11 protein-coding genes and 1 pseudogene are annotated in these 18,635 nt (G+C 58.4%); 8 read left to right on the top strand and 4 right to left on the bottom strand.

Features of this window, described 5'->3' with window-relative positions; all coding sequences use genetic code 11:
• Positions 1–363 precede the first annotated feature (363 nt).
• Genes EHN06_RS14585 through EHN06_RS14575 form a run of 3 tightly spaced genes read right to left on the bottom strand, consistent with a single transcriptional unit; the run spans position 364 to position 4,662 of the window.
• Positions 364–1,980 carry an acyl-CoA carboxylase subunit beta gene (locus EHN06_RS14585; protein ID WP_127333267.1) on the bottom strand — a complete coding sequence of 539 codons (1,617 nt, stop codon included), beginning with the start codon at positions 1,978–1,980 and terminating at the stop codon, positions 364–366.
• A gap of 10 nt (positions 1,981–1,990) precedes the next feature.
• Entirely contained in the window at positions 1,991–2,857 is an 867-nt protein-coding gene (locus EHN06_RS14580) for an SDR family oxidoreductase (protein ID WP_127333266.1), read from the bottom strand.
• Entirely contained in the window at positions 2,857–4,662 is a 1,806-nt protein-coding gene (locus EHN06_RS14575) for an acyclic terpene utilization AtuA family protein (protein ID WP_127333265.1), read from the bottom strand. The genes EHN06_RS14580 and EHN06_RS14575 overlap by 1 nt, the downstream gene beginning before the upstream one ends.
• 158 nt (positions 4,663–4,820) lie before the next feature.
• Here EHN06_RS14575 and EHN06_RS14570 point away from each other — a divergent pair, with 158 nt between their 5' ends.
• The 8 genes and pseudogenes from EHN06_RS14570 (at position 4,821) to EHN06_RS14535 (ending at position 17,200) form a co-directional block, all read left to right on the top strand.
• The gene (locus EHN06_RS14570; RefSeq protein ID WP_416332527.1) at positions 4,821–5,435 is read left to right on the top strand and encodes a TetR/AcrR family transcriptional regulator; all 615 of its coding nucleotides are present in this window, start codon (positions 4,821–4,823) and stop codon (positions 5,433–5,435) included.
• A 319-nt stretch (positions 5,436–5,754) separates the two neighbouring features.
• Positions 5,755–6,816 (top strand): hypothetical protein, encoded by a 1,062-nt coding sequence (locus tag EHN06_RS14565; RefSeq protein ID WP_127333264.1) that lies wholly within the window; start codon positions 5,755–5,757, stop codon positions 6,814–6,816.
• Positions 6,817–6,879: 63 nt separating this feature from the next.
• A complete protein-coding gene (locus tag EHN06_RS14560) occupies positions 6,880–7,890 on the top strand; it encodes a putative solute-binding protein (RefSeq protein WP_127333263.1) in 1,011 nt (336 codons plus the stop codon).
• A 21-nt stretch (positions 7,891–7,911) separates the two neighbouring features.
• Positions 7,912–9,962, top strand: a pseudogene (locus EHN06_RS14555) (TRAP transporter large permease subunit).
• Positions 9,963–10,130: 168 nt separating this feature from the next.
• Positions 10,131–12,797 carry a S8 family serine peptidase gene (locus tag EHN06_RS14550; protein ID WP_164735615.1) on the top strand — a complete coding sequence of 889 codons (2,667 nt, stop codon included), beginning with the start codon at positions 10,131–10,133 and terminating at the stop codon, positions 12,795–12,797.
• On the top strand, positions 12,794–13,288 hold the full coding sequence (locus EHN06_RS14545) for a protease complex subunit PrcB family protein (protein WP_127333261.1): 495 nt from the start codon (positions 12,794–12,796) through the stop codon (positions 13,286–13,288). The genes EHN06_RS14550 and EHN06_RS14545 overlap by 4 nt, the downstream gene beginning before the upstream one ends.
• A 142-nt stretch (positions 13,289–13,430) precedes the next feature.
• Positions 13,431–15,326 (top strand): DNA topoisomerase IV subunit B, encoded by a 1,896-nt coding sequence (gene parE, locus EHN06_RS14540; RefSeq protein WP_127333260.1) that lies wholly within the window; start codon positions 13,431–13,433, stop codon positions 15,324–15,326.
• 95 nt (positions 15,327–15,421) lie between these two features.
• On the top strand, positions 15,422–17,200 hold the full coding sequence (locus EHN06_RS14535; protein ID WP_127333259.1) for an SLC13 family permease: 1,779 nt from the start codon (positions 15,422–15,424) through the stop codon (positions 17,198–17,200).
• Here the strand turns inward: EHN06_RS14535 and EHN06_RS14530 are convergent.
• Positions 17,184–18,479, bottom strand: coding sequence for an EAL domain-containing protein (locus tag EHN06_RS14530; RefSeq protein WP_127333258.1), 1,296 nt, complete (start codon positions 18,477–18,479; stop codon positions 17,184–17,186). The genes EHN06_RS14535 and EHN06_RS14530 overlap by 17 nt on opposite strands.
• Between the last annotated feature and the right edge of the window lie 156 nt (positions 18,480–18,635).

Below are 18,635 nucleotides of genomic sequence, written 5' to 3'. Positions count from 1 at the left end.
ACACCCGCTTTTGTCTGCGAATTTGGTGCTGTCTGGTGACAGTTTTGTGTTCTTGTAGGTCGGATTAGCCGCAGGCGTAATCCGACAGATTGGCGGATTTTTCTGGGCTTTGGTTGTCGGATTACGCCTGTGGCTAATCCGACCTACGTTGGTTATGTCCTGCTACGATTTTTGAAAAGCATGCTCTTCAAAGGCGTTAACTCTGAGCTTGGTCAAACCGTCTGGGAGGGCGTGTCCAAAAATTTCGGAGGCCATGGATGGCCGGAGAGAAGCGCACACGGACGTGCTTGTAGCGGTTTTTGGACACGCCCTCCCAGACGGTGCCCTCACCCAAACAAGCAATCCACGAGGCGGGCTCCCCCATCACAGGCGAGCCACACCAAACGTATTAGGCCGCAATTGCCGCGCCTCAGCCTCCCGGCACACATCCAGAACAAGGGCCACCACCCGCCGCGTATCCCGCGGATCGATCAGGCCGTCGTCCCACAGCCGGGCTGTGCCGAACAGGGCCGTGGAACCGTCCTCCAGTTTCTTGGCCGTCGCCTGCTCCAGGAAATCCAGGGTCTTCGGGTCCGGCTCCATGCCGCCCCGGCGCTGCTTGTCTTCCGCCACGATGCGCATCACCTTGCCGGCCTGGGCCGGGCCCATGACCGCTGTGCGGCTGTTGGGCCAGGCGAAGATAAATCTTGGGTCCAGACCGCGCCCGCACATCGCATAGTTACCTGCACCATAGGAACCGCCGATCACGATTGCGACCTTTGGCACCCGGCAATTGGCCACCGCCTGGATCATTTTCGAACCGTGTTTGATGATGCCGTTCTGCTCGGAATGGGTGCCCACCATGAACCCGGTGGTGTTGTGCAGGAACAGCAGCGGCGTGCCGGCCTGGTCGCAGAGCTGGATAAACTGGGCGGCCTTGGCGGATCCCGCCGGAGTAATCGGGCCGTTGTTGCCGATAATGCCGACGGAGTGACCCTCAATGCGGATGGTGCCGCAGACGGTCTGGTCGTCGAATTCGTTCTTGAAGTCCATGAACTTTGAGCCGTCGGCAATGCGGGCCAGGACCTCGCGCACGTCGTAGGGCTTCTTGGAGTCCGCCGGGATCACGCCCAGCAGTTCCTCGGCCGGGTAGCGCGGTTCTTCCCACTGCAACTCCCGTTGTGGCGGTAATTGCTCATTCCAGGGCAGGGCTTCCAGAATATTCCTCGCCTGTCGAATGCCGTCGGCGTCGTCTTCGGCCAGGTATTCGGCGGTGCCGGCGACCTGGGCGTGCATTTCCGCACCGCCCAGTTCTTCATCGGTGGCCACCTCACCGGTTGCCGCTTTGAGCAGCGGTGGGCCGGCGAGGAACATCTTGGCCTGGTCGCGCACCGCGATGACGTAATCGGACAGACCCGGCTGATAGGCACCGCCTGCGGTGGCGTTGCCGTGGACCACTGTCACCTGCGGAATACCGGCGGCGGACATGCGGGCCTGGTTGGCGAAGCCGCGGGCGCCGAGCACGAAAATATCCGTGGCGTAGTTTAGGTTGGCGCCACCGCTTTCAGACAGGGAAACCACCGGTAGCTTGTTCTCCATGGCGATCTGCTGCAGGCGCAGGGTTTTGTCCAGGCCCGCCGGGGTGATAGTGCCGCCCTTGATGGCGCTGTTGCTGGCGACCACCAGGCAGCGGATGCCACTGACGGTGCCGATGCCGGCGATGATGCCGCCGCCGGACAGGCTGCCGTCCTTGTCGTCATGCATCTTGTAGCCGGCCAGGGAGCACAGCTCCAGGAATGGTGTGCCACGGTCCAGCAGGCGGTTGATACGGTCCCGGGGCAGCAGTTTGCCCCGTTTGGTGAATTTCTCCCGCGCCGCTTCCGCCAGATCCAGAACCTTCTGCTCCACCTCCCGGAAGGTGGCGATGTGGGCTTCCATGGCCTCGGCGTTGGCGCGGAAATCGTCCGACTGCGGGCTGATGGTGGATTCAATGACCTGCATTGGTGTCTCCTTAGTCTTCACCCAGCACTTTGGGGGTGGTGGCCCGATGGAAGCCGTTAAACGGTTCGTTGTTCTTTGCTTTCGGGAAGGGCCATACCCGGCCGCCCTGGGATGCGGCGCCGTCGATGCGCAGGCAATCGCCGCTGACGAAGGCAGCGCCGGGGCTCAGCAGGAAACAGATGGCGGCGCTGACTTCCGCTTCCGTGCCCATGCGCTTCAGGGGCACGTTGTCGCCCAGGCTGCGAATCCACTGCTTCATGTGTTCCGGGTAGTTGTCCATGCCGCTGGAGGCAATCCAGCCCGGGGCAACGGCATTGACGCGAACACCGGACGTACCCCATTCCACGGCGGCGGTCTGGGTGAAGTTCACCATGCCGGCACGAGCAGCACCGGAGTGGCCCATGCCGGGCATACCGCCCCACATGTCCGCAACGATGTTGACGATGGCGCCGCCGGTTTTCGATAGCGCCTGGGTGTAGGCCTCGCGAGCCATCAGGAAACCGCCGGTGAGGTTGGTGCGCACCACGGTTTCCCAGCCTTTCTGGTTGATGCCGGTGAGCGGTGAAGGGAACTGGCCGCCGGCGTTGTTGACCACGCCGTTGAGTCCGCCGTGTTCCTCAAGAATGGCGGTGACGGTGGCTTTGACGGATTCTTCCTCACGGATATCACAGACGTGGGCAGAGGCGATACCGCCATCCTCGGTAATTTCGGCTTTCACCGCTTCAACCTTCTCCGCCTTGCGTCCCACCAGCGCTACCCGCGCACCCAGGGAAGCCAGTTCGTGAGCGGTGCAGCGGCCAATGCCAGAGCCACCACCGGTGACGATAAAAGTCTGGCCCTTGAACAGGTCAGGGTGAAAAATGGATTGATAGCTCATCAGTGTTGTCCTTTCTCCAGAACGGCCCGGGCAACGGGCACAGGGAATTCCAGTAATTGCTGGGCGAAGGCCTTGCCCTGCGGATCGATGCGCAGGCTGGCGACGCCGCCCCCGCCGAGGCTGTGCTCCAGCAGGAAGTTGAAGGCGTGAAAACCGGGCAGGGCCCAGCGGGTCACCTTGCCGGTTTCCGGATTCAGTGTGTGGGCCATCCATTCGGCCACGGTGGATTCGGTCAGGGCCGCTTCAATGAAGGGTACGAAGTCCGGGTGGCGGGCGATGACGCCGATATTGCTGTGATCGCCCTTGTCACCGCTGCGGGCCCAGGCCAGATCGATCAGGGGAACGGTAGTATCGGTCGCCGGTAATTCCTGGCGTGCAGCGGATTCTGCCAGTCGGGCAGGGTCGAAGCCGCCGGCGGTGTCGATCTGCACCGGGTGTTGGTCGTCGGCCAGGTCCACTGAAACCGTTACTTCGGATTTTGGTACCAGGCAGGAGTAGAGACGAATCTTCGGCCACACGGTCGGACGCCCACCGACAATGCCGGTGATTCCGGGAGCCATACCGGTAGCAGCCTGGGCAATCTCCCGGGAAAATAACACCAGTGCTTCCTTCTTGGGGTGGGCAGTGCTTATCTTCACCACCACCTCGCGGCAATCCTGGCGCTGACCGTGGGCGCCGTAGGTCGCTTCCGTACCCAGCAATTCCACGCTGGTTTCGGTGTAGTCCGGCAGGCCGCGTTCGCTGAACATGCGGGCGGTTTTGGCCAGGATGGCATCGGCGACAGTCTGTGCCTTGGCTTTTGCGTCAATGCCGGCGAGCAGGAAGGTCACCGTGCATTTGAATCCGTCCGGCCAGGTGCCGGATACCTTGTAGCTGTCCGTCGGTGGCAGGCCCCTGGCGCCACTAACCGTGACCTGGTCCGTTCCGGTTTCCGATAACTCCACACCGGTGAAGTCGCAGGTTACATCCGGCAGCAGATACGCGCGGGGATCGCCAATTTCGTAAACCAGCTGTTCAGCAACCGTGCCACGGCTGACCATGCCTCCGGTACCTTCAGGCTTGGTGATGACGAAGTCGCCATTGGCACCGACCTCGGCAATGGGGAACCCCATGTCGGCGTAGCCAGCGGCCACCGTCTGCCAGTCGGTAAAGTTGCCGCCGGTGGACTGGGCGCCACACTCAAGCAGATGGCCGGCGAGGCTGCCCTGGGCCAGTTTGTCGTAGTCGCGCCAGTCCCAGCCAAATTCGTGTACCAGCGGCGCCAGCACCAGCGCGCTGTCCGCCACGCGGCCGGTGATAACAATGTCGGCTCCCTGCTCCAATGCCGCCACCAGCCCCGGTGCGCCCAGATAGGCGTTGAGGCTGACCATCATTGGCGGCATGGGCTGGCCGGTGGTCATTTCGGTGATGCCCGCTTCGCTGAGTGGTTTCTTCTTGGCCATCAGGTCGTCGCCCAGTACGAGGGCAATCTTCAGATCCACGCCGGCCTTGTTACACAGGGCCTGCAGCGCATCGCGGCAGGCGGCCGGATTAACGCCTCCGGCATTGGCCAGTACCCGAATACCCTTGTCCTTGATGTCTCCCAACAAGGGGGCCATGACGGTCTGGACAAAATCCCGGGCATAGCCCTGGGTGGGGTCCTTCATTTTCTGGCCCGCCATAATCGACATGGTGATCTCGGCGAGGTAGTCCGCTACCAGGTAATCGATGTTGCCCTTGTGTACGAGTTGGGCGGCGGCGGTCTCGGTGTCGCCCCAGAAAGCGGCGGAACAGCCAATGCGAACGGTTTTCGGGGAATCTGCCATGGTGTTTGCCTTGTTCTCTATGGCCGTCGGAATTCAGGTCGCCTGGCCCGACGGGGTTCTCCAATGATGAAAACGACAATACCAAGCAAGCGCTTGGTTTGTAAACAGGCAAATTGCGGGTAGAATGGCGACATTGTTTCTGCAGCTGGATAACCCCCGTGACCCAAGACGCCATTCTCCATTCCCTCATTGCTGAAAATCTTGTTTCCGATCCTGCCGGTGCCCGTGGTCGGCTGCTGCGGGAGGCCGCCCGGCTATTCCGTGATAAAGGCTATGAACGCACGACGGTCCGGGATCTTGCGGCAGCCGTTGGCATCCAGTCCGGCAGTCTGTTTCACCATTTCCGCACAAAGGAGGAGATCCTCAAGGCGGTGATGGTGGAAACCATTCGCCTGAATACCGCGCTTATGCAGGCAGCCATGGATGCGGAGAGCACCCCCCGCGGAAAACTGCGAGCCCTTATCCGTGCCGAACTGGAATTCATCAATGGCCAGACTGGTGAAGCGATGGCGGTGCTGGTCTATGAATGGCGTAGTCTGTCTGAAGCCTCCCAGGCGGAGGTGCTGGAGTTGCGGGATATTTATGAGCAGCTTTGGCTGGATGTGTTGACCACGATGAAAAGCGAGGGACAGCTGAAGGCGGAGCCTTTCGTAGTGCGCCGAATGCTGACCGGCGCTTTGAGCTGGACGGTGACCTGGTATCGACCGGATGGTGGGCTGAGTCTGGATGGGTTGACGGATCAGGTAATCGCTATGATGGGGCTGGCTGAATAAAAAAGCGAACCCATTCGCCGGGACTTACCTCTTTGGTACAAACGTGCCTACATTAGTTGGCCTTCAAAACACTTGTTTTTCATCAAGATAAGTTCATATTCTTTCTTTCACTAAGGGCCATTGGCCTGATCGGCATAACCAAATCGGCATTCGAGCCATTTTTGTCTGACAAGATTCACCGCATTCTTTGTACCGTCAAAGGTACAAACGGTGCATGGGGTGATGGCACCGTCTCGCGCTCTGCGGGAGACAAAACCTGATAACAAACTGGTCGCCTCATCCCGGACATATAAAAACAACGTAGAACACAGGGCGAATTATGATCTCATCTCTGGTTAAACCCCTTGGCTGCATGGTCGCCATGCGCAACAAGCTTCTGACTCTGGCCGCTCTGGCCTTGCTGGCTGGCTGCTCGGCAAATCCGATTTATTCCACTACTGGCGTGGTGCTCTCCAGCTATTCCGAAGGGGAGGCAACTCCTTATGTATTGCAAATGTCTGACCCTGAAATGGCCTGTGCGCTGGGTGAGGGCATTGATCCCTTGCTGTATTCCTTCTCTCGAGTCACCTCAGCGCCGGACAGCACCGGTTCTCTGTTGATGCTGCTTGCGGGTAACTGTTCGGAGTACCGTGCCTGGGAGGCCGAGCTGGAGTACCTGCGCCACGATTACGCCGGCAATGTGCCTGCTGCAAAGGATGCCCGTGAGAGGGCGAAACGTCTGAACGCGGAAACCGCCAAGCGCCGTTATATTGCCTTCCAGCGGGCCATGGCCGCTTACGATTTCGATCCCGGCGCTGAAGAACTGGAGTGCCCGTTCCTGTTTGAAGATCAGGACGAACTGACCTTCATGGTCGGGCTTCTGACGGGTATGCAGGCGATTGTTAATGATGCCAACTCTGGCGCTATGGCGGGCGTTCCCCGCAATATCGCGCCACAGGCCGAACGTGCCGCAACCTGTCTGGATAACGAGAAGTGGGGCGGATTGCCTAATGCAGTGCGCAGTCTGGTCTGGTTGCTGTTGCCGGATACCCGCCCGGCGCTGTCTCCGGATCCATGGGAGGTTCTTGAAAACAGCTCGAAGCTCTCTGTTGACGCTGGTTTCCGGGTATCCATGGCACTGGAAGCGGTGGCTGCGGAAACCTTTGGTAAGCCGGAAGTGCTTGAGGACCTGATTGCACGTTTTGCGGAAGCTGATAACACCATCGAGGTCAACGATGACTATCGGTTGTTAGATGAAGTTGCCCGCGACGTCATCCAGTTCTCTTCCGATAAGCACTGGACCGCCAATTACGGTTATCGGACACCGCGACGCCATTTCGGCAAGATGAGTCCGGAACGCGAAGAAGAAGTTGAAACCATGGACCTGGATGACCTGCTATAAGCAGGCATCCAACCCCTGTCAACGCAATCCCTTACAAACACAAGAATGACCCGGAGGTCAGTTATGATCCGCAAATCCCTTGCTGCCTTGTCTCTCGTCGCTGCTGCACCATTTGCTTCAGCCGAACCAATCAAGATGTGTGTGTTTGATGTTATCGGTGCCAATGGTGACATGTTCAACATGGTCAAGGATTACGCCCTTGAGATGAAAGCTCATGGCGTTGATTTCGAACTCAAGCCATACACCGACGAAGGCGTTGCGGTGGGTGACTTCAACTCTGGCCAGTGTGATGCGGTCGCGGCCACGGACCTTCGAACCCGCCCATTCAACAAGTTCACCGGGAGTCTCAGCGCGGTTGGTGCAATTCCGACTTACGATGATTTGAAGACCGTGCTGGCAACTCTGGCAACCCCCAAGGCCGCCCCGCTGATGAAGTCGAACGGCTACGAAGTGCTGGGCATTGTGCCTGCCGGGGCCGGTTACCTTTTCGTGAATGATCGCAGTATTGATACTGCGGGTGAATTAGCCGGCAAGCGTATGGCGACCCTGGATTACCAGAAGGACGCCATCCACATGGTTAATCACGTGAAAGCCACTGTCGTCCCGTCTGATATCACCAACTTTGCCGGCAAGTTCAACAACGGTTCTGTTGATACCGCATATGCGCCTGCCTTCGCGTACGAGGCGCTGGAACTTTACAAGGGTATCGGGGAAGACGGCGGCATCGTTGATTACCCGCTGGCCCAGCTCACCATCCAGGTCATTGCCCGGGAAGGTGTTCTGGATGATGAAACGGCTCAGAAATCCCGTGAAGTAGCCTGGGGTATGTATGGTCAGGCCATGGACCTGATCAGCAGCCAGGAAGAGGCCATCCCAGAGGAGAAATGGATTCGCATCCCGGACAGCGATATTGAGGGTTATCAGGAGATGTTCCGTGAAAACCGTCTCCAGCTCCGTGACGGTAGCCACGGTGCGGAGAAGGTTTACCATCCGAAGATGATGAGCCTGCTCAGCAAGATCCGCTGCGCGAGCAATCCCTCAGCATCCGAATGCACTGCAAGCGATCGCGAATAATAACTTCAGGGCAGATCCCTCATGAACTGGCAAGCGATATCGACAGCTGGTGCCAAGACCCTTTACCCCGTGCATCGTTTGCACGGGGTCATACTCTTGCTGCTCCTGATTTTTACACTTCTTCTCGGCATGGGGAATTCCCTCCACTCCAGAATGCTCTGGGTGGGGAACAGACCTGGCCGAATTACTATCTGCTTAATCCGGATGCGACTGAACCCACGTGCGACAGAACGATGGATGTCGAGGCCGAGGTGCAGAAGCGGATGGATGCCTACGAGCCCGATCCCGACGATTTGTTCAGCTCCCCGCCGAACGAAGCTTCCATCAGGGAGTCCCTGGAGCGGAACCTGGCGCTTTGCGAGCAGAAGTACCAGATGTACGCGGAGAACCAGAAGAACGCCACGCCGGCCCTGTCGGTTTTCAAGACGGTGGAGCAGGGGTTTGCCTCGTTCCTGCTGGACAACATCGAACTGACCAAATTTCTGTTTATCGCGATGTTTGCGATGGCCGCCGCGATTTCCGCGCTGGATGCCGATCACATTGCGTTAAGACTGCCCCGCAACCGGGCGGAATGGCGTTTGAGTCAGGGCGTTCAGCTGGCGGTCAACGGGTTGATGGTTTTTTCCCTGCTGTCCTACGTCGGGAAGTTGGAGACCTCACCAGGATCGGAGGATAATATTACCCTCCAGAATGCCTGGGCTGCTGTTTTCGGGCTGTTCATGGTGATCAACCTGGTACGCTTTATCAATATCCCGGAACGGATGAAAGCAGGCAGCCTGAAAGCGTCCTCTGGCCTGGTGTTGCCGCTTTATTGCGCGATGGGCCTGATCGCGATGAGCTACTTCTTCTTTGTCGACGGGTATTCTTCTGGTCTGGCCATTTACTTCGGGATGATGACCAACCTGTCCTCCATGTTCATCAACATCGGTCTGTACGTGTTGGTGGGTATGGCACTGAAGCAGACGCGCATTCCGGAACTGCTGCTGAACATCATCAAACCGTTCCATCTGCCTGCGCCCCTGCTGGCGTCTGTGATGATCTTTGCCACGGCGTTCCCCACAGCGTTTACCGGGGCCTCTGGTATCTTCATCCTTGCCGTGGGTGGTGTGGTCTACGATGAGCTGCGCCGTTCGGGTGCGGGGCGTCAGCTGTCTCTGGCGACAACCGCCATGTCAGGCAGCCTGGGTGTGGTGCTGAATCCGTGCCTGCTGATTGTCGTGGTCGCTGCCCTGAACAAGGAAGTCACAACAACCGAGATGTATGGCTGGGGCTTCTGGGTGTTCATAATGTCGGCCACATTGTTCTCCATAATTGTGTGCAAGACCCAGGGCAACTGGAAGCCACGTCCTGCACCGGGTGCTTTCCGGGAAGCATTGAAGGAATTCCGGCCGCTGGCTCCTTATGCGGCGGTGGCTGTTGGTGTGGTTCTGGCCATCTGGATTATTCTGGGACTGGGCTTCAATGAGTACAGTGCCCCGATGATCATGCCGCTGGTGATTCTGGCTCTGGTCTATCTGGATGCCAGTAAAGACAGCAGGGACGACGGTCAAAGCCGCTCCCAGGCGTTCTGGAGCCGCAGCACGGCGGCAGCCAGTGATGCGGCCGTTCATATCGGGGCGCTGTTGGCGCTGATTGGTTTCTCCATCTGTCTGGGGGGGATTCTGGAGCGGTCTGACATTGTCCACGCACTGTTCCCGGAGGACCTCACCAGTCCGTGGCTCGCCATGTTGGTGATTGTGATCATGCTGACCGTTATCGGCATGGTGATGGATCCATTCGGCGCGGTCGTCCTGGTGTCGGCAACCATTGCGCAGCCAGCCATCCAGCTGGGAATCGATCCGTTGCACTTCTGGATCGTCTGTCTGGTGGCATTCGAACTGGGCTATCTCAGCCCACCGGTGGCGCTGAATCACCTGCTGACCCGTCAGGTCGTGGGGGAAACCGAAGTGCTGGCGGCCGAGCGTACCGGTTCTTTCTGGCACCGTTACGAGCGTCTGTTGCTGCCCTTGGCGGTCATGGTGCCGACCCTGCTGATATCAGCCTTCGTGCCGATGTTGTTCTACGCCCTGTAAGCCGGGTGTAAAAGGACGCCAGAAACCGCCGGTGGGCTGACCTGCCGGCGGTTTTTTGCATCCGGGTATCGTTCGGGAACGTAATTACAACAGAAATCGTCAGATAACCGGGGCACTTTGCTCTATCCTTTTAAGACAAAACACGTATCAATGACAGGAGTCTGGTGGGTGCAGGTGTTGACAGAGCGATTGGGATTCGGTGGTTTACTCATAGCCGGCTTGTTATCCGGTTGTGGTGGTGGCGGCGGTGGCAGTCTTTCCGGTGAAGTGGAAGCGGATCTGTCTGGGACTATTTCCATGGAGAGCCGGACCAGGGTGGATCTGGATACCGCAGACGATATCCGGGTGGGCCTGGCCGGAGATAACGATTCCAGAAATACCTCCCAGGCACTTCCCAACAGTGCAGTGGTGGGCGGCTACCTGAGCTCGTCTCGTGGCACCTATAACACCAATACTGCGGATAGTTTTGAGTATTTTGCTGACCGTGTCGATATATACGCTGCCGAACTCTCTGAAGGGGACCGGATCAATTTCCAGGTCTTCGAGTCACCTGACTCGTATTTCCCGGTAGGAACTTTGCCTCCACAGCGAACCTTGAAGATTGTGGATGCGGATACCGGCCAAGAGGTTCTCATTCTTAGTGAATCTACCGGCTCCCTCCCGATAATCGCGGTGATGGGGGATGGCTTTGAAGAAGGCGCCTATTTTATTGAACTGAGCACCTCTGGCGGTGCTCCTTTTCGGTATGTACTGACGCTGGCCAGTGAGAGCTCTGCCAGTGTGATGAATACCCGCTATGCTGAACCGGATTTTCTGGTTGATGAAGCGGTGGTTACCTTCAAGCCCGAAACTGTCGCAGGGCAGGATGGTCTCGCCGTTGCACAGGCGATGTCAGCAGCCGAGGCGCGTCACCTGGGTGGTCATTCATGGCGGGTGCGCCGGAGCGCGGGGCAACCAGTTACAGCGTTGTCGGCTCAAACGCCTGAGCACCTGCGGACAGAAACCCTGAGCTGGATTCAGCAGTTGGGAGCACGCGCGGATGTGGAAGTTGCCGAGCCGAACTACATCTACACGGCCCAACAGATCAAGCCAGATGACGATCCGCTGTATTCCCGGCAATGGAACTATCCGTTGATCCAGTTGCCCCTGGCCTGGCAGGCGGCCCCCGAAGGAGGGCAGGGCGTCGGCATTGCGGTGATGGATACCGGATTGTTCCGAAACACACCATCGGACACTGGTACGTGGCATCCGGATATTGTCGGCAATCTGGATTTTGTCCCGGGCCAGATCATGGATTACGTGTCCGCTGAGCTGGATATCGATAGTCGGTGGGGGGATCAGAATGGTCGGGATGCCAACCCGGCGGACCCCGGTGACGGCAAGGCCCAGAGCAGCAGCTTTCATGGCACTCATGTGGCCGGGATTGCCGGTGCGGTCGATAATACCGACGGTGTGATTGGCGTAGCCCCCCTGTCGCGCATCTTGCCGGTTCGGGTGCTAGGCGAAGGTGGCGAAGGTAACGCGGCGGATCTGATTGATGCCATCAACTGGGCCGCGACCCGCAACGAGATCGATGTGATTAACCTCAGCCTTGGAGGGCTGGGGCCGAGTCAGAGCCTGGAGAGCGCGATCAATAGCGCGACGGACGCCGGTAAACTGGTAGTTGCGGCGGCCGGTAACCAGGGCACAGATGAAGCCACTTATCCGGCCGCTTTTGAGAATGTCGTCGGAGTCGGGGCGGTAGATGGCGCGGGTAAGCGCTCCTCCTACTCTAACATTGGTCCTTCAGTGGACTTGGTGGCTCCTGGCGGTGATGCCAGCCGTGATGCGAATCAGGATGGCGTGGCAGACGTCATTATCAGCACTTGGGGCACGGATGACGGCGGCGTCTTTGTCCCCGGGTACGCGGGACTGCAGGGTACGTCCATGGCGGCTCCCCACGTTTCGGGAGTGTACGCACTGATGAAATCTGTAGATTCAGGTATGACGCCGGATCTTTTCTTTAATTTCCTGGCCGGGGGACAATTAACCAGCCCTCCACCCAACCAGACGGAATATGGGGCAGGAGTAATCGATGCCCTTAAATCGGTTGACGCTGCGCTCGACGGGAATACCTCGACCATCCTGGCGGCCAACCCATCGAGCCTGCAGTTTAATGGGGTGATAAACGAGCAGGAATTCACCTTCGCCAAGTTTCCCTCCAATGCGAATATTTCAATTACCAGCGTCACCGATTCGGCGCCGTGGCTTATTGATCTGGACGCGGAGGCAATAAATACGTCTGAGCCTGTTATTGTTTCTGTGGATACGTCAGGTCTTGACCAATCCCAGACATACAGTACGGATATCGTTATTGAATATAGCGATAATGCTGGCGGTGACACCGCCAGCCCCCTGACCATTCCGGTCACCCTGCAATTTGGTGATTCCCCGGAAGATCTGGATGCCGGCCGACATTATGTATTACTGGTCAGCACCGATGATAGCCGGGAAACCATTGCACAAACGGTCGTCACTGCCTCGGACGGGCAGTACCGCTTCGCCTTCGACGAAGTGGAGCCCGGTGAGTATTTCCTGGCGGCCGGCACAGACATGGATAACAACGGGCTGATCTGCGAAAACGGTGAAGCCTGCGCCGAGTACCCGGTCAACGGCCTGCCTGAAAAAATCGTCATTGGCGATGAGCCCCTCTCCGGTGTCACACTCAACACCAGTTTCAGGCGCCCCACCATTGCTGCCATGGGCGTGCCCAGATATGGTTTTGAAGGATATCGCCTGAAAACCGGCGCCGATGACGAGGCTGAGCTCGTACGTCAAGTGGAGACGAATCGTTGAAGTTACGTTATGCCAGAGTCGGTTTGGTGGTTGGTGCCCTGCTGGTTGCGGGGTGTGCTGCCACGGTCAGTCGTTCCGAGACGTCGCAGGGCGCCCCTCTGGCACGCCAGGTGACCCAGTCCGACCATTGCGGATTGACGGCGCCCGGGGTGGTTTATGTGGAGCGATACAACCAGCTTGAACGGTTGTCCCGCTTGCCTGCCCAGAACCTGGCGCTGGGCACGCTGGCGAAAGTGGACTTTGAGCGGGAGCACCTGGTGCTGGTCGGATTGGGGCAGAAACCGACGGGTGGTTACGGGGTTACCCTGGAGTCGTCCACCATCACCGATGGTGTCCTGGAGCTGGCGGTCAATGTCAGGCAGCCCTCCGCCGGCAACATGGTGACCCAGGCGCTGACCACGCCCTGTGCGGTCATCGCTGTTACCCCGGATGCCTGGGACCGTTTACGGGTGTCCGGTAACGGAATGGAACCCATGACCCGCAAACGCTAGATTTCCTCGCCCGGACGATGCTATCCGACCACGCCCGCACCGGGGTTCATCACGGGGGCACAAAACAACCGTTGATCTTTCTCCGTGAATCCCTAAGCTATGGGCCAGTTTGATAACAAATCCGCGGAGTCTCTTCCTGCCTATGAGCCAGCAACAGTATAACGCCGACGCTATTGAAGTCCTGAGTGGTCTGGACCCCGTTCGCAAGCGCCCGGGAATGTATACGGACACCAGTCGCCCCAACCATCTGGCGCAGGAAGTGATTGATAACAGTGTCGACGAAGCGCTGGCTGGCCACGCCCGCCGGATTGACGTGGTGTTGTACGCTGACGGCTCCCTGAGCGTTGAAGACGATGGTCGTGGCATGCCGGTGGACATGCACAAGGAGGAGGGTCTTCCCGGGGTTGAGCTGATCCTGACGCGTCTGCATGCTGGTGGCAAGTTCTCCCAGGGCAACTACAACTTCTCCGGCGGCCTGCATGGGGTCGGGGTGTCCGTTGTGAATGCCCTGTCGACCCACCTGGAGGTGACCATCAAACGTGGTGGTCAATTACACCGCATGACCTTTGCCGATGGTGAGAAGGCCTCTGATCTGGCAGTCATCGATACCGTGGGCAAGCGCAACACGGGTACCCGCCTGAAGTTCACCCCGGATTCAAAGTATTTCGACAGCCCCAATTTCTCGGTCAGTCGCCTGCGCCATAACCTCAGGGCCAAGGCGGTCCTGTGTCCCGGCCTGACAGTGACCTTCGTCCAGGAAAAGACCGGCGAGAAAGACGAATGGTGTTACGAGGAAGGGCTACGGGATTACCTGCGTACGGCCCTGGCGGATATCGAAGCGATTCCGCTGGATCCGTTCACTGGCAGCTTCTCCGGTAACAAGGAAGCGGTGGACTGGGCGATACAGTGGCTGCCGGAAGGCGGCGAGGCGGTGATGGAAAGCTATGTGAACCTGATTCCGACCGCCCAGGGCGGTACCCACGTGAATGGGCTGCGTACCGGTCTGCTTGAGGCCATGCGGGAGTTCTGTGAATTCCGCAGCCTGCTGCCCCGCGGCGTCAAACTGTCTCCGGAAGACATCTGGGAGCGTTGCGCATACGTGTTGTCGTTCAAGATGCAGGAGCCGCAGTTCTCCGGGCAGACCAAGGAACGTTTGTCGTCCCGGGAAGCGGCTGCGTTTATTTCCGGGGTGGTCAAGGATGCCTTCAGTCTCTGGCTGAATCAGCACACCGACGTGGCGGAAATCCTGGCAGAGCTGTTTATCAGCAACGCCCAGCGTCGCCTGCGGGCCTCAAAGAAAGTAGCCCGGAAAAAGGTGACTTCCGGCCCGGCGCTTCCTGGCAAGCTGGCCGACTGTTCTGGCAGTGACACCAACCGTTCCGAACTGTTCCTGGTGGAGGGTGACTCCGCCGGTGGGTCCGCCAAACAGGCCCGGGACCGCGAATTCCAGGCGGTGATGCCGCTGCGGGGCAAGATTCTCAACACCTGGGAAGTGGATTCGGGTGAAATCCTCGCTTCTCAGGAAGTTCATGATATTGCCGTGGCGATCGGCGTGGATCCCGGCTCGGAGGATCTTGCGGGGCTGCGTTATAACAAGATCTGTATTCTCGCGGATGCGGACTCCGACGGGCTGCATATCGCGACCTTGCTGTGTGCCCTGTTCGTCAAGCACTTCCGCCCGCTGGTGACGGCGGGGCACGTCTTTGTCGCCATGCCGCCGCTGTATCGGGTGGATCTGGGCAAGGAGACCTTCTATGCCCTGGATGAGCACGAGAAACAGGGCATTCTGGATCGGCTGGCAGCGGAGAACCGTCGTGGCAAGATCTCCGTGACCCGGTTCAAGGGGTTGGGCGAAATGAACCCGCTCCAGCTGAGGGAAACCACCATGGCGCCAGACACCCGCCGCTTGGTGATGCTCACCATTGCTGAGGGCGATGATACCGACAGCCGCATGGATATGCTGTTGGGCAAGAAGCGTGCGTCGGATCGCCGGTCCTGGCTGGAAACCTACGGCAATATGGCGGACATAGCGGTTTGATATTACTTATGGTGCTTTAAAAAGCATCCTTTATTCTTTCTCTGTGATCTGTATAGCCGTTATCCTGCCTCCTTTACTATCGGGAAGCAGGGTGTATGGACTGGCAGGGCTGGTTTGCGTTGAGCCTGGCAGGCGTGGCGCTGATACTCATGAGTGTAGGACGGTTTGGCCCTCATCTGGTGATGATGGGGGTGCTTGTCGTGCTGAGCGCCGGTGGTATCGTCACCGCTGACCAGGCCCTCATGGGGTTCAGTAACAGCGGTCTTATTACCGTTGTCGCCATGTTCGTGGTGGCGGCCGGCATTCATCATTCCGGGGGTGTTGACCTTGTGGTCCACCACCTTCTGCGTTCGCCCAGGAGTGTCCGCTCCGCCCAGGCGCGGATTGCGCTGCCGGTGTCCCTGCTCAGTGGTTTCCTCAACAATACACCGGTTGTGGCCACCATGATTCCGGCGGTTCACGCCTGGTCCCGCAAGATCGGTATTTCTCCCTCCAAGTTAATGATTCCCCTAAGTTATTCGGCGATTCTTGGTGGTACCCTGACGCTGATTGGTACCAGTACCAATCTGGTGGTTAATGGTCAGTACCGGGAATTGACCGGGGAAGAAGGATTCTCGATTTTCTCCATCACCGCCGTGGGGTTGCCGGTGGCGGTCATCGGTATTTCGCTCATGTTGCTGGTGTTGCCGCGTGTTTTGCCGGACCGCAAGGATGAGCAGAAATTTGGTTCGATGCGCGAATTTACCCTGGAAGTGGCGGTGGCCTTCGATGGCCCCCTGGTGGGCCGAAGTGTCGGGGAAGCCGGTTTGCGGGAACTGGAACGGTTGTACTTGGTCGAGATCGAACGTGATGGCAGCGTGGTGACCGCAGTACCGTCCGAAGAGCGGCTTCAGGGTGGTGATCGTCTGGTATTCGCCGGTGATACCCAGGCGATTTCAGACCTGCTGCGAATCAATGGCATCGTACCCTCGGTACACGATGATGAACCCAGTCTTAGCAAGGATCGTGCGGAACGCCGCCTGGTGGAAGCGGCGCTGTCACCGCAATCCGAAGTGCTGGGGTTGACGATCCGTGATGCCCGCTTCCGCGACCGTTACGGTGCGGTGGTGCTGGCCGTTGCCCGAGGCGGCGAGCGGGTGTCCGGGAATCTGGGTAACATCCGCCTTAAGCCCGGAGACGTCCTGTTGCTGGAAGCCCGTCCGGCCTTTGTGACCCGGCAGCGCTACAACAAGGACTTCCTGCTGATTAATGACCTTGAAACCGAGACTCCAAGACATGACCGCGCCTGGCTGTCCTGGGGCATTCTGCTGGTGTTGGTCGGCTCCGCGGCCCTGGGGTTGTTGAGTATGTTAAATGCGGCTCTGATGGGGGCGGCGCTGATGATTCTCAGCGGTTGCTGTTCCGTTGGCCAGGCTCAGAAAGCGGTGGACGTTCCAGTGGTACTGACCATTGCGGCATCCTTCGCCCTGGGTGCGGCGCTGGAGCAGACCGGAGCGGCGGGATACATGGCCGAGGGTATCCTTGGGGTGAGCAACGGCCATCCCTTGATAACCATCTTCCTGGTGTATTTCACGGTGTCGGTGTTGACCGAAGTCATTACCAACAATGCGGCAGCGGTTCTGGTGATTCCGGTGGTGTTGTCGATGACCGGCTCACTCGGGGTCCCCGCTGAACCGTTTGTGATTGCCGTAATGATGGCCGCGTCGGCGAGTTTTGCCACACCTCTGGGCTATCAGACCAATATGATGGTGTTCGGTCCCGGCGACTATCGCTTTATGGATTTCGTGAAAGTGGGGCTGCCAATGAACATCTTTATTGGCCTGGTGACCGTGGCGGTTATTGCCCTGGTTTACGGCATCAGTCCTGTTGCCTGACGTTGTTGATCGAATTGGCGAGCAGGTCGCAACAGAGCACTCTCAGTTCCCCCTGATAGTAATAGCCCAGTGACAGGGTCACGCACATATAAGCGCCGGTAATACAGAGGTAAGGCGTTGTTACCTGCAGGAACTCTGGTTGCGCAATTGCCTGGCGCAAATACTGTTGACGATACCAGTCCGCACTGGTGGTGCTTTCCAGTGGGCGGAACCGCGGGTCAAGGCTGCCGGCCATGGCTTCGGATACCAGGGTGTCCTCGATCTGGACGCCCTTGTCATCTACCAGGTAACACCGGGAAACGGCAGGGTGTTCCAGCAGCCGCAGACAGGCTTGTTGCATCTCGACCCCCTTGTTCAGCTTGCTGACGGCTTCGCGGAAGTCTTCGGAAAAATAGCGGATCAGTTGGTGAGTGGGATCTCTGGTGACCAGGCTCTGGCTCTTGTATTCGTTGAGCAAGACATCAAGGTCGGCCGCTCTGGTCGAAATCTCCTCCAGCAGGATGCTGGGCTTTCTGAAGTAGAAACCCTGAACAAAATCCACGCCGGCATCAATGGCCATCAGGGCCTGCTCCCGCGTCTCTACGCCCTCCAGAAGTACCAGGCAGCCGGACTGGTGCAAAAGGGAAACGATACCGTTGAGGATGTGGCGCGCCTTGTCGTCCTCGGTGGCTCGGGTCAGAAGTTTGCGATCCAGTTTCACGATGTCCGGCGAAAGATTCCAGATGCGCTCAAAATTTGAGTGGCCGGCCCCGAAATCATCAATGGCGGTGAGACAGCCGAGTTTCTTGTAGTACGCCACTGTCTCCCGGAGTTTGTCGGCATCATCCGTCGACTGCTCCACGATCTCGATAACGATGCGGTGTGGAGGAAGGCCGGTTTTCTTCAGTAACTGCCCGAAGAACGAATCTGCGTGGGTGCCGCTGGTGACCACCTGTGGTGATACATTCAGGAAAAGCCAGTTAAGCTGGTCGTGGAACCTCGTGTAATTGCGGATGTGGAGGTAGCGACAGAGCCTGTCAAGCAACAGGTTTTCAGCGCTGGAAGTGGGTAACTGGAACAGGTGTATCGGTAAGACGGCGGCGTTGTCATTATCGAAAGGCCGAACCAGTGCTTCGTACCCCACCACCCGTTTATGGGAGATGCTGTAAATAGGCTGTAGCGCGGTTTTCAGGGTCAGGCCCTGATAGTCTGCGGTCCATGAATCACCTTCCTGGTTGAGCATGGGGGACAGCAGGTCGATATCCGGCGCCGTCAGCTTTTCAGGGAGGGATCGTGACATAGGCGGTACTGAATCTATAGACGAATGCATCGACCGGGCTGATCGTAAGCCGATCGAACTGTAAATACAGATTACAGGCGCCTTCTACAAGCTGGCTGGGCGGCCCTGTGATGAAGGAGAGGGTGCCAAAAACATTGGGGGTTTGCCACTGAAAAA

The organism is Marinobacter sp. NP-4(2019) (genome assembly GCF_003994855.1).
GTDB lineage: Bacteria > Pseudomonadota > Gammaproteobacteria > Pseudomonadales > Oleiphilaceae > Marinobacter.
The sequence above is the reverse complement of the archived record's forward strand: the minus strand, read 5'-3'. Positions and strand labels throughout refer to the sequence as shown.